Annotated in this window: 10 protein-coding genes; all 10 read left to right on the plus strand. The window is 49.2% G+C overall.

The genetic code is table 11. From position 1 onward, the window contains the following. Positions 1 to 168: 168 nt before the first annotated feature. The 10 genes from acnD to Mag101_RS07875 all read left to right on the plus strand — a co-directional run bounded on the left by acnD (position 169) and on the right by Mag101_RS07875 (position 13,193). On the plus strand, positions 169 to 2,781 hold the full coding sequence (gene acnD / locus Mag101_RS07830; RefSeq protein ID WP_077403141.1) for a Fe/S-dependent 2-methylisocitrate dehydratase AcnD: 2,613 nt from the start codon (positions 169 to 171) through the stop codon (positions 2,779 to 2,781). After that, positions 2,778 to 3,986 carry a 2-methylaconitate cis-trans isomerase PrpF gene (gene prpF / locus Mag101_RS07835; protein WP_077403144.1) on the plus strand — a complete coding sequence of 403 codons (1,209 nt, stop codon included), beginning with the start codon at positions 2,778 to 2,780 and terminating at the stop codon, positions 3,984 to 3,986. The genes acnD and prpF overlap by 4 nt, the downstream gene beginning before the upstream one ends. A 758-nt stretch (positions 3,987 to 4,744) precedes the next feature. After that, positions 4,745 to 5,269 carry a hypothetical protein gene (locus Mag101_RS07840; RefSeq protein WP_077403147.1) on the plus strand — a complete coding sequence of 175 codons (525 nt, stop codon included), beginning with the start codon at positions 4,745 to 4,747 and terminating at the stop codon, positions 5,267 to 5,269. Further along, positions 5,266 to 5,862 carry a hypothetical protein gene (locus Mag101_RS07845; RefSeq protein WP_077403150.1) on the plus strand — a complete coding sequence of 199 codons (597 nt, stop codon included), beginning with the start codon at positions 5,266 to 5,268 and terminating at the stop codon, positions 5,860 to 5,862. The genes Mag101_RS07840 and Mag101_RS07845 overlap by 4 nt, the downstream gene beginning before the upstream one ends. A 97-nt stretch (positions 5,863 to 5,959) precedes the next feature. Beyond that, entirely contained in the window at positions 5,960 to 7,003 is a 1,044-nt protein-coding gene (locus Mag101_RS07850; protein WP_198040130.1) for a hypothetical protein, read from the plus strand. Between the two features lie 344 nt (positions 7,004 to 7,347). Continuing rightward, complete coding sequence (locus tag Mag101_RS07855) at positions 7,348 to 7,926, plus strand: biosynthetic peptidoglycan transglycosylase (protein WP_077403156.1); 579 nt, start codon at positions 7,348 to 7,350, stop codon at positions 7,924 to 7,926. Next, positions 7,913 to 8,572, plus strand: coding sequence for a hypothetical protein (locus Mag101_RS07860; RefSeq protein WP_198040131.1), 660 nt, complete (start codon positions 7,913 to 7,915; stop codon positions 8,570 to 8,572). Before Mag101_RS07855 ends, Mag101_RS07860 begins: the two co-directional genes overlap by 14 nt. Before the next feature lie 1,215 nt (positions 8,573 to 9,787). After that, positions 9,788 to 10,468, plus strand: a complete 681-nt coding sequence (locus tag Mag101_RS07865; protein WP_077403159.1) for a DUF998 domain-containing protein — start codon at positions 9,788 to 9,790, stop codon at positions 10,466 to 10,468. Positions 10,469 to 10,591: 123 nt separating this feature from the next. Continuing rightward, entirely contained in the window at positions 10,592 to 11,734 is a 1,143-nt protein-coding gene (locus Mag101_RS07870; protein ID WP_077403162.1) for a hypothetical protein, read from the plus strand. A gap of 316 nt (positions 11,735 to 12,050) precedes the next feature. Beyond that, on the plus strand, positions 12,051 to 13,193 hold the full coding sequence (locus Mag101_RS07875; protein ID WP_077403164.1) for a tetratricopeptide repeat protein: 1,143 nt from the start codon (positions 12,051 to 12,053) through the stop codon (positions 13,191 to 13,193). The last annotated feature ends 134 nt before the right edge of the window (positions 13,194 to 13,327 follow it).

Consider the following 13,327-nt stretch of genomic DNA (forward strand, 5'->3'; position numbering starts at 1 on the left):
AGAACGATACGGCCCGACGCGAAGGTGTCGGTGCCGGGTAGGGTTTTACTGGACTGTCTGCGAGAGGGATCTCGCAGCCAAGCCCCCATGGATGGGTTCACGGCGTGTCCAGCAAAACCCTACCCGGTAGCGGCACCGCCACCCAACGACTCCACTGCGTGACCCCTGATGAATACCGAATTCCGCAAAAACCTCCCCGGCACCGACCTAGATTATTTCGACACCCGCGAGGCCGTCGAAAACATCCAGCCGGGCAGCTACGCAAAACTGCCGTATACCTCCCGTATCCTGGCAGAAAACCTCGTTCGCCGCTGTGAGCCTGAAAACCTCACCGCCGCCCTCAAGCAGATTATCGAACGCAAGCGTGACCTCGACTTCCCCTGGTTCCCCGCGCGCGTCGTCTGCCACGATATTCTCGGCCAAACCGCACTGGTCGACCTCGCCGGCCTGCGCGACGCCATTGCAGAGAAGGGCGGTGACCCCGCCAAAGTAAACCCGGTAGTGCCCACCCAGCTGATCGTCGACCACTCCCTGGCCGTCGAACACCCTGGTTTTGAAAAGAACGCGTTTGAAAAAAACCGCGAAGTCGAAGAGCGCCGCAACGAAGACCGTTTCCACTTCATCAATTGGACCAAAACCGCGTTCGAAAACGTCGACGTCATTCCGCCCGGCAACGGCATCATGCACCAGATCAACCTGGAGAAAATGTCTCCGGTGGTGCAGGTGCGTAACGGCGTCGCCTTCCCGGATACCTGTGTCGGTACCGACAGCCACACTCCAATGGTCGACGCCCTCGGCGTAATCTCCGTCGGCGTGGGTGGCCTCGAAGCCGAAAGCGTCATGCTCGGCCGCGCCTCCTACATGCGCCTGCCAGACATCGTTGGCGTAGAGCTGACCGGCAAACTGCAGCCCGGCATTACTGGTACCGACATGGTGCTGGCCCTGACCGAATTCCTGCGCCGCGAGCGCGTAGTTGGTGCCTATCTCGAATTCTACGGCGAAGGCGCCTCCAGCCTGAGCCTCGGCGACCGCGCCACCATCGCCAACATGACGCCGGAATACGGTGCCACCGCCGGCATGTTCGCCATCGATGAACAAACCATCGACTACCTCAAGCTCACCGGCCGCGACGACGAGCAGGTAGCCCTGGTAGAAAAGTTCGCGAAAGAAACCGGCCTCTGGGCAGATACCCTGAAAGAGGCCGAATACGAGCGCGTACTCCAGTTCGACCTTTCCTCCGTAGGCCGCAACTTGGCCGGCCCTTCCAATCCGCACGCACTACTGCCGGTATCTGAACTGGGTAATCGCGGTATTGCCAAAGAATGGGAAGAGAAAGAAGGCGAAATGCCCGATGGTGCCGTCATCATCGCCGCCATCACCAGCTGTACCAACACCAGCAACCCGCGCAACATGATTGCCGCAGGCCTGATCGCGCGTAACGCCAACAAGCTCGGCCTTACCCGCAAGCCCTGGGTAAAAACCTCCCTCGCGCCCGGTTCCAAAACCGTAAAAATGTACCTGGAAGAAGCCGACCTGTTGCCAGAACTGCAACAACAGGGCTTTGATGTGGTCGCCTTTGCCTGTACCACTTGTAACGGCATGAGCGGCGCGCTGGACCCGAAAATCCAGAAAGAAGTCATCGACCGCGACCTCTACGCCACTGCCGTACTGTCCGGCAACCGCAACTTCGATGGCCGCATCCACCCCTACGCCAAGCAGGCATTCCTGGCCTCACCACCGCTGGTCGTGGCCTATGCCATCGCCGGCACCATCCGCTTCGATATCGAAAAGGATGTACTGGGCCACGATAAAGACGGCAACGCCATCACCCTGAAAGATATCTGGCCGAGCGATGAAGAGATCGACGCGATCGTGAAGCAGAGCGTTAAGCCAGAGCAATTCCGCGAAGTCTACATCCCGATGTTTGATTTAAATAAAGCGGAAGCAGAGAAGGGCGACCCCCTGTATAACTGGCGCGCCATGAGCACCTACATCCGCCGCCCGCCCTATTGGAATGAAGAGGGGGAAGGAGCGATGGCCGGCGAACGTACCCTCAAAGGCATGCGCCCACTGGCGGTACTCGGTGACAACATCACCACCGACCACCTGTCGCCGTCCAACGCTATTCTTGCAAGCAGTGCGGCGGGTGAATACCTGGCGAAAATGGGCCTGCCGGAAGAAGACTTCAACTCCTACGCCACGCACCGCGGTGATCACCTCACCGCCCAGCGCGCCACCTTCGCCAACCCGAAACTGTTGAACGAAATGGTGCGCAGTGAAAACGGTGAAGTGAAGCAGGGCTCACTGGCCCGCGTAGAGCCGGAAGGCAAAGAAACCCGCATGTGGGAAGCCATCGAAACCTACATGGACCGCAAGCAGCCGCTGATCATTATTGCCGGCGCCGACTACGGCCAGGGTTCCTCCCGCGACTGGGCCGCAAAAGGCGTGCGCCTCGCCGGTGTAGAAGCGATTGTGGCGGAAGGCTTCGAGCGCATTCACCGCACCAACCTCATCGGTATGGGCGTTTTACCGCTGGAATTCCTGCCGGGCACCACCCGCGAAACCCTAGGCATCGACGGAACCGAAACCTTCGACGTAGCCGGCGAACGCACCCCGGGCGCCACACTGACCCTGCGCGTACACCGCAAAGACGGTGAAACCGTAGAGGTGCCGGTAAAATGCCGCCTGGATACCGCCGAAGAAGTTTCCATCTACGACGCCGGCGGTGTACTGCAGCGCTTTGCCAACGACTTCCTCGAAGCTGAGGGCGCCGCGCAATGAACAGCCCTGAGCCCAAAAAGAGTGCTCCCCAAATAAAAGTGCCCGCCACCTATATGCGTGGCGGCACCAGTAAGGGCGTGTTCTTCCGCCTGCAGGACCTGCCCGAAGCGGCGCAGGTCCCTGGCCCCGCGCGCGACAAACTGCTGCTGCGGGTAATCGGCAGCCCGGACCCCTACGGCAAACACACCGACGGCATGGGCGGTGCCACCTCCAGCACCAGTAAAACGGTGATCCTGGCCAACAGCACCCAGCCGGAGCACGATGTGGACTACCTGTTCGGGCAGGTTTCCATCGATAAGCCCTTCGTCGACTGGTCTGGCAACTGCGGCAACCTCACCGCCGCCGTCGGAGCCTTCGCCATCAACAGCGGCTTTGTCGATGCCGAGCGTATCCCGCAAAACGGTATCTGCACCGTGCGCATCTGGCAGGCCAATATCAAAAAAACCATCATCGCCCACGTACCCATCACCAATGGGGAAGTGCAGGAAACCGGTGATTTTGAGCTGGACGGGGTCACCTTCCCGGCGGCCGAAGTCGAAATAGAATTTATGGACCCGGCGGATGGCGCTGGGGCCATGTTCCCCACCGGCAACCTGGTAGACGACCTGGAAGTGCCAACAGACGCTGTTGCAGGTGGCAAACTCAAAGCCACCATGATCAACGCCGGCATTCCCACCATCTTCGTCAACGCCGCCGATATCGGCTACACCGGCACTGAATTGCAGGAAGCCATCAACAGTGACGAAAAAGCCCTGGCTCGCTTCGAAACCCTGCGCGCCTATGGTGCAAAGGCCATGGGCCTGATCGAAAACCTCGAAGAGGCCGCCGCCCGCCAACATACGCCCAAGATCGCTTTCGTAGCCCCGCCCAATGACTACGTCGCATCCAGCGGCAAGCAAGTGGCCGCAGCCGATATCGATCTGCTGGTGCGTGCACTATCCATGGGCAAACTGCACCACGCCATGATGGGTACTGCGGCGGTAGCCATCGGTATTGCCGCCACAATTCCCGGTACGCTAGTTAATTTGGCCGCTGGGGGAGGGGAGCGCAATGCAGTTACCTTTGGCCATCCGTCCGGTACGCTCCGAGTTGGTGCGGAAGCGGAAGAGGTGGATGGGCAGTGGACGGCTACCAAGGCCATTATGAGTCGTAGTGCACGGATTTTGATGGAAGGGTGGGTACGGGTGCCTGGTGATTCTTTTTAGTTAGGTTTGCAGTAGAAACCACTAATGGCAGTGATAACTGTCTAAGTTGGCTTCGAAAATTTAAAAGCGAGCCCCAAATGAGGCTCGCTTTTTTATATGCTGCTGTATGTGATTGATATTTAACTGAAATGGAGATTCGAACCGTCAATAAGTGTGTAATCTGAGCTTCAATCATTTGTAGATGAGCTAGGTTATTGACTTAAAAGAGGATTTAAATATCATCAGGACGAGCTATATCTAGAGAGATATAGATGCTGCGTTGAGTAATTTTTGGCATGGCAATCCAGTCCACTGCTAGTTTCCAGTAAATAGGTTTTTCGTCGTTCGAAGAATACTTGATCGTGGGTTAAGCAGTAATAGAGTTGCATGGCGTAGTGTTCTTAGAAAATGATAATCATATGTGAATAGAATGCAACGGGCTCAGCAGCTATTGAGTATTCTGACATTAGCAGCTAGGGTTTGTCAGATCTTAACCTGCGGTTTGGTTGCTAGCGCAGCTGACCTAGTGCGCCCGAGTATTGGCGATTTTCTTCGCCCAACCCACTAATATTGCGCTGAAAATAATCATCCACCTCTCACTAGCCTGGTAGTTAGTGAGCACACTGGTTTGCCTGGTTGGGGATTTATTGCGACAGAAAATGTCCTGCCATCTCGCATGCAAGTATTCAACTTTAATTGGTTAGAACTAAGGGCGTCATCCGAAGAGCAGTTGGCGGAACTCTATACAAGAGCACCGGCTGCCCGCTAATTCTAGCAACATGAAAATGTTGTTATTTGCGGGCTGGGATGGCTTCCGCAGCGCTTCAGGTGTCCATTATACTGGCACTAGGTATACGACGGGATTGATTGTGACAAAAAATGAGTTTAGACATTTGCTCTATGAGGTGTGGTTAAAATCTCGTGGCGATTTTTCTGGTTTAGGGGTTGTTGTATGTGATGTTGCTGCTGACTTGCCTATCGTGAATCTTAGAGGGATAACCCCGGATACTACTGGTGCTCTTGTGGATGTACTAGCAAGGATTTCTAGGGAAAAAAATATATACCATGATGGCTTTCATATTTTGAGTACGGGGGGGAAGCTAACTCATGCGGCCCAATATTTTTCTCCACCAATTGTACGAGACGCATTCTTTGATAAGTCTCGAATTGTAGGAGGGAGATTCGTCGCAGCACTTTATGGCTCGGCAATTACAGGTGTTGCAATGACTGGAATTGTAAGCAGTGGGCATGGGTTGTCTATCTTTAAAAATGGACAAGAAGTCCATTATGAGGTGTGTCAATGATTAATCTTCTTCCGGTAGGAAGAGTCATATCGTTTGTTGCTGTTGCATACGCTGCGGTCAGCTGCCTAATTCTTTGGGTGATCTATGATGAAGCTACCTCTTTCTTTAACGCGATAACAATTGCAACCAGCGGTTCGATTTTCCTAAACCTCCTACTTTTCATAATTTTCTATATGGCTTGGGAGAAGCTTTGGAATAAATATCCGATTCTCAATCATTTATTGTTCCCAAACCTAAATGGGAAATGGGAAATGCTCATACACTGGGAGTGGGAAGGCAAGAGGGGTGTCTCTCATGCAAGGGCTGTAATAAAGCAAAGTTTTTTAACGCTAGGTATGGACGTTGAGGCTGAGGATTCAGACTCTCAAACACTGTTGGCCAAGCCAAAAAGAGATTCTGAAACAGGGCGGGCGGAGTTGTATTACGTTTTTTTGACAACGCCAAAAAATAAGGGAAGTGCCGGCGCACAAGAGCCTTACAAAGGTACGGCTATTCTGAAGCTAAGTCTCCAGGATGACGGGCAACTTCAGGGTAACTATTTTACAAGCCGTAAGACGGTTGGACATTATGAGCTTACGCGCATTAGTGTTTGACGAACTTATAAGCTATGACAAGATTGCTGTTCGCCGCGATCATTGAAGTGGCGATGTGTATGTTCGATTTTATGGGCCGAGAGTAAGGAATGCAGAATTGAGTTTAGTATTGATTCATTTAGCTTTGGCTATTGCTTTGTTTCTTATCGTGAATTGGATTGGTAGCCATTCGGCCCATGCCGGTTATGTTCGTATGTCCGTTTTAGCTAAAGCGGATGAGGCCCCAGCCTTTAATTTTCTCTATAGGTCGTTTTCGCCGGTCGCTTATATAACTGTCGTCTCGGCAGTTTTCTATAAGATCGAGCAAGATTGGATCGTTCAAGATATATATTTGGTAGTTATCTATTACTTTGTTTTTCGTCTGCTATTTAACCTGCTAACAGGTAGAGGGATGCTGCTAAATTGGGTGACACAGTGTGCCTATGTCCTAATATCTGTGCCGATGTCGTATTATGTATATGACGTACTAATAATTCATAAAGATTTTTTGTTTCCAACTGCAAAGGAGTTAGGTAGTGCAGTTTGGCTGGCGATAGTTGCTTATGCTTACCACACATTTAATAGCGTGAAACTATCTGATGGACGCACCAAAGCGCGCAAAATGAATTATTTACAAAAGCGTTACAAAATTTACAGGCGGACCTATGGGGAAATAATTGAAGAAATCGCTGAAACCAAACGTCAAGAGGCCCTCATATATGCCATTTTAATTGTTGAAGCTTTTAATCGACCCAAATTGTATAGGTTGGTAGAAAATATACTTTTTTACTTCGGCTTGGCTAAAACCTTAGGGGTTATGCAGGTTACAACCGAAAAATTTATAACTGATTATGAAAGTGTACGTCTCGGGGCCCAAAAAATTGTAGGAGACCATCTTAAAGCTAAGCTAATTGTAGATGGTCGCCGATATCCCGGGGGTCAGTGGGCTGTGCGACGTGAAGTTATAGAGTTATACAATCCAGATAGCGATTATATAAGTGAAGTTGACGGGCTATATGAGGAAATTTTGGATCAATTTTATCCCGAAGAAAAGACTGATTGGTATGCTGAAATGGAGGCTGCGCATATTTCGGATCATACTGAACATGATGCAAGTGCTTCACGCCAGAGAGGTGCCAGCGAAACGGTCACGTCTATATAAGGTGATAATTGGCTATATGTTATGGATTTTAGGCGGTAACAAGCCTAATTGCGGCCTCCGTAATGTTAGAAGTCGATTATAGAATGTGCGCATTCTTGCTCATCACTAACACTTAGTCATTTACTTGCCAGGGCGAATTTCTCAATTGGGTAATTAATACGGCGGTCCAGATGAGCGTCACTGCTGTTCAGTATAAACAGTAGGTGACGCTCCAGTGCAGTAAATAATCCAACTGTATCTGGGGGTAGAGCAACTTTTAGTCGTTGGTTTGACGAGGTTAGCGTGATTTCCAAATTTTGGGCTGGCCTTTTTTTGTTGGTAAATATAGCGGGCGTAGAGAGCGAATGAAGTCTGAAGATGATTGGAGTCGTCTCGTTCAAAGCATTGATAAAATAAGATTAGAGGAGATGAATCGAAAGCTTCCTGAAAACCTGCTCGCGTACCTGGTTGCAGGTGAGGATCATCGTTTTTGGTTGCATTTTGGTTTTGATCCTATTGGATTGCTCAGAGCAGCTTGGAACTCAAAAATCCACAATCGTCGTGAAGGTGGTTCAACCATTGCGATGCAGTTAGTTAGGGTTGTAACTGGAAATTATGAATTAAGCCTCAAAAGAAAGTTGAATGAAATATATTTGGCTACTAGATTGACGCTGTATTTGGAGCGGTCTGAAATATTGAAGCTATATTTGTCAATTGCTTATTATGGGTGGGATATGCATGGTATTTCAAAAGCATGCAAGCATCTAAATTTGAATAAAGATGCACTGAATGATTTTGAAGCAGCCTCTCTTGTAGCTAGATTGAAGTACCCCGAGCCAAGGTATTTCAATGACCATAAAAATAAAAAAATTAAGATCAGAGCGATACATATAATTAACAGGTTTAATAAATTAAACTCCGTGGGGCAATATGGAACCATTTAAGATATCCAATGAACTTCGAGATATGGTGGGTGCATATCCGGCTGCTGAACTTGTTTCGAGTGTGGCAAAGCAAGGTGGTGAAGCGGCCAGGAACGCGATAGCTAGACAATGGTTGTCGGAAGGGATTCCGTTTGCTTTTAGAGATTGCCCAGGTATATATGAAGCTGTAAGAGATTGGGTCGCTATTAAATTGGATGTCGACCCTAAAGAAGTAAACTTAACCGGAAGTGCGCGTCTCGGCCAGTCACTTTCGCCTAGAAAAATCGGAAGACCTTTTGGTGAAGGCTCTGATTTAGATGTCTTCGTGATTTCAACTGAGCTGTTTAATAGGTTGAAGTCTGATTTTGATGAGTGGTCTTATGATTTTGAAAGTGGAAATGTTAAACCATCAAATGAAAGAGAGGCTGGATTCTGGAAGGATAATCTACATAGGTGTCCAAAAAATATTTTTCGTGGTTTTATAGATTCAAATGTAATTCCAAACCATCAAAAATATCAGTGTGTGAAAAATATTTCTCAAACAATGTATTTGCTTAAGGAGAAGCTGGGGGTAACTCCTGGCGCCCCAAAAGTTTGTCACGCTTCTGTGAGATGTTATAAGTCTTGGGGTGATTATGTGCGTCAAGTATCTCTGGGCTTGATGTAGGTTAAGGTTGGTGAAATGGAATCGGTACCTAATGAAGGACGGGATATTTAGTGTAGGCACTGCTTCCTTGCCCGCTTTGGCGATTCTAAGAAATTGAGATAGTACAATATTATGACATCCATTAGTGTTCGCTGAGTTTTCCTTCAATCATTCTATGCCCAAAAAAGATGGATGAAAAATGCGATGGTCAGATTCTTGTCATCAGTCCTGCATGAAATTCTCAGCATGTCATACAGTGGGGTAACAATTGACAGCTTTGTATCTGTTTGGTCCAGGGCGTGATTGTCTATGCCGGTTGGTCAATACAGTATAAAAGGGAATTAGATATTCATGTTTGAGTGTTTATGGCCGACGACGCTTGGATGCTGGTAGCTTATCGAGTTGATCCGGATGTTGAGGATGTGATACAGGATCTAGAGCGAATTTACGTACCTTGCTGCAATCAAGAGGGGCGAGATTCGGAAGCTCTGTGGGGTGTATAACTTCTGACTATTTTATTTTTGCGATTTGTTTTGCTGGAGAAGGGGCGTAAATACTCCAAGTCGGAGAGTGTGCGGTTAGGCCGCTACCCAGCGGTAGCGGCCGTGTTCAACTAAGGTGTTTCACATTGGCACCCAATTCCAAATATCGTGCAAGTCAATTTAGGGGTTCCACAATTGTCCGCATAAACAGCGGAGGAAGCTCCAAGTATAATTGCTACAAAGCCACTAACTGCGGCAATTTTTAATATTTTCATTTGTTTCAGTCCTTTTGATACTTTGAAAGCTATTGGAATTGAGGCGGTAATTTTATTATCAACCTCTTGTAAAAAGATACATTGCAGGAAAATATTGGTAAAGTTATACGTGAATATTTTGCGAACTGATTCACGAGATTATTCGAATCGATAATTTTTTTCCGCGTCGATATTATTAGATTCATTAGTACGTGCTAGATTTTCTGTTTATTGGTGTATGTCTAACAAAAGAGAGATCTGGAGTTCGCTGCCAAGAATGGCACGCTCGTCTCCATAGGAATTCCCCTATAGGCAATACAGAGGGCAGTAACTGACAAAGTAGTTTTTTGGAGTAAGGTATGACGACCTACGCTTATTGTCTAAGCTGCAGTCCAGAAAATACTATATGCGGGTATGCCTGAGTTCTATCGAAAGCACGCCGATTTGCTGTTGTCCCTGTAGTTCGATTAAACGTTAACTATATGTATGAGGCTGGTTTCATGGATAAGAAGCTGCTAGACACAGAAATTGATCACCACACAGCTAAATTCATTGTGGGATTTATTGCCTTGTCATTGGCTAGCCTGACGGACCTGCTAACGCCAGGGGTCAGTATTAGCTCGATAAGCCTGTCATACCATTTAACCGATACTGCCCGCAATGTATTCGTTGGGGCTCTCTGTGTCATATCGGCTTTTCTCTTTTCGTATAATGGCTACTCCTTGTTTCAAGCGGTCTTGAGTAAAGTCGCAGCGGTTGCTGTCGCAACAGTGGCATTTTTTCCGTGCGATTGCTTTGCAGGCCGGGGTGTCGAGGGGGCAGCTGCAGAGTCCACGATGGTTGGGGTTGTCCATACCATCGCGGCAATTTCCATGTTCATTATTCTCGCAATTTTTTGTTGGCTGTTTTACCTGAGAACCAAAGACAAGGATTCTAATCAGGCGAAGGTTAGGGGGTTAATTTATCGGGCCTGCGGAGTAGTGATGCTTGGCGCTATGGCCGTACAGCTGCTCGATATTCTGGGCTGGGTAGACTTTAGCGGTATCACTCACCGCTTGACCTACTATGTCGAAGCAACAGGATTGTTTGCCTTTGGTATTGCATGGCTGACTGCCAGTCGCATGCTGCCATTTATTACCAATGAAGATGAGCGTATAAAAATCGCGCTTTCTGCAAGCTAGCGACCTCATTTGGGTGGTTTCATTGCCCGGGTTTGGCTTTTTCTGTCCTTTTTGTGAGTGAATTCAGCAACGATTCAGTTGCGGCGGGTTAAAAAGTAGGTGTGAATCCAAGGAATACGCACCATGCGCCAGGCCCCATACCGATTACTCGCCGCTCTAGCCATCACTTTGACGCTCGGGGGCTGTGTCACCTACCCATCAGCCCCGCCAGTGATGGTCGAGCAAACCTATGTTCGCAAGGCACCGCCGGTCTACTCCTATTCAGTGATCACCGACCCTGGCTATCGCTACTACGACGAAGCCCTCGGCGTATATGTATTCTACGACCGCAGCGACGTGTTCTATCGCCAGGGGCGCTACTACCGTTGGTATCAGGACCATTGGATCAGCGCCAATCACTGGCATGGCCCCTGGATTCCCGCCCCGAATCTGTATGTCTCGGTCAACTTCAATGATCGCTGGCGTACCCGCTTGCGCCGCCATGGCCATCGCTATGCCGGAGGGCACTACCACAAGCCGCCGCGCCGGCATGCTTATGACGATGGTTACAAGCGGCGGGAACGGCATGACAGCAACCCATACCGGTATGAGCGTCGTGAGAAGCGCAAGGATCATCGTGAGGACCTCTGGGACCGTCGCGAGGACCGCAAAGATCGTCGTGAGGAATTCAGGGATCGCCGTGAGGAACGCAGGGATCATCACGACGAGCGCAAGGATCGCCGTGAGGAGCGCCAGAATCGTGGTAGAGACGGCGTCCAAGGGTTTGCTGGCGTAGCCAAGCCAAAGCAGCGGGCGTTTCAGGCGGATAACCGGGGTGGGGATCGCCGTAACGACCGCCGTATTGAGCGCGTCAATGAACGCCGGAACCCAGGTCGTAATCCAAATCGGGGGTCCAGCCGGGACGAGCGGGTGGTTAACGTTGCGGGCAAGCCGGCCGGCATTCGCGACCCACGCATTGTTCCCGCGGTAGATCGTTCAACAATCGATCGCCGCGCGGCCCGCGACCGGCTCAATCCGCAAAGCCAGCGCGCCCAGCCCCAGCCCCAGCGCCAGCCCCAGCGCAATGCGCCAAATGATCGGCGCAATACGGCCGCGAAGACAGCCCCGCGCCAGGAGCGCCAGCAACCAAAGAACGAGCAGCCAAAGAAGAAGGAAAGGAAAAAGGAAAAGAAGTCCAAGCAGAAAACGGATAAGCGGGATCAGGCACGTACTGTGCGTGATCCGCGTACCCGGCGGTCGAATGAGCCGCGCCGCCAGATCGATTGATCCAGTTTATCAAGTCGCCCAATTAATACCGGAAGCCTACTGCGAACTATTTGCCCGAGCTGGTTGGCGAGGTGTGGTAGCTCATCGAGCAAGAGGCGATTACCAAAGGTAGAAGCCCAATAAATGCGGCGAATTTTCGTCTATATCGATGGTGTATTGGTCTGGACTTCTGGTAAGCATATAAAAGCTAGTTTTAGGGTTGAAGAAGTTGTCATATCAGTAATATTCTATTTCCTATAAAATGTATTTTATCCAAGTATTCGTGATTCGCTAACATAGGTTAGTTTAGAATTTGTAGGGAAGTGATAGCTCTCTTATGACTAGACATGTCTTATTTTTATGCGCCTTCGTTGTTAGTTTTAGTTCATATTCCAAAGAGTTGAACTTGCTGGAGAGCAGGTTGATTGGAACTTGGGCGATGGTTCCAATTTCCTGGCCAATCGCCGGTGCAGCGAATATTGCTGAATTCAATGAGGATGGTAGCTACAAGCTGTATGTCTTTAGTTGTAGTCCGGAAGGCGGCTATGAAAGAAAACCTGAGCTTGACTCGGAGGGGCGCTGGCAGACACATGGAAGAAAAATTGTAACAACAGTTTTTGACTTTGAAACTAACCAAGGTGGTGCAAAATCTCTTTCAGAGATTCGTCGAGAGTTGGCGGATATGAGTGAGCGAGAAGTGAGTTTCTTTCTCGAAAATCAGCCGAAGATTGTTGTCGATGCCTTAAAACAGTCAAGAAAAATGACTGTCGTCGAGGAATATATAACCTCAATTTCTGGCAGTGAAATGCATGGTGGTCAGGAGTGGAGAAAGAATGAATTTGTAGAAATGTATTATGTGAAAGTCAACGAGATTGAACCATTATGTAGTCAGCATCCTCCGCTTGGTTATTCCTTGCGGGATATAAAGAAATTGGCTCGGAAAGGGGATGCCGAAGCACAATATCACTATGGGGAAATGCTTTTCAATGGTCGTGGAGTAGAGCGAGATTATCCAGAGGCCTATCAATTACTACTAGCATCTGCAAATTCGGGTCATGCTGGCGCGCAGCTAGTATTGGGTACCATGCGTAGGTTTACGTGGGGGACGATCGAAAAAGATCTTTCGGAATCCATGAGATGGCTGAATAAGTCCTATGAACAAGGAAATATGAATGCTGCATTGAATTTGGGCGTTTCCTACACTACGGGTCGAGATATGGAAAGAGACTATGAGAAATCTTTTAGTCTGTATCTTGAGGCGGCCTGGTCAGGGTTGTTGACTGCACAAGGACACGTCGCTGGTCACTATTACTATGGAAGAGGTGTGCCTAAAGATTATGTGCGGGCATATGCATGGTATAAAGTTTCTGGGGAAGGTCATGACTACGTAGCTAAATTCATGAGCGATGATGAAGTCAAAGAGGCTGAATTAATCGCGAATGATATTGTTCAAAAATTATCCCGCAGGGATTTAGAATAGAATGAGCGCTTCTTAGGTCGCTCCATTTGTATGCTGATGAGCTACGACATCCATTCGCCCCATTAATACGGCAAGCTAACGAGTCAATGCTGTAACCCATGCTTCCGGTCGATACTATGGCTGTTTTCTATAAT

This window comes from Microbulbifer agarilyticus (assembly GCF_001999945.1).
In the GTDB taxonomy this organism is placed as follows: domain Bacteria; phylum Pseudomonadota; class Gammaproteobacteria; order Pseudomonadales; family Cellvibrionaceae; genus Microbulbifer; species Microbulbifer agarilyticus_A.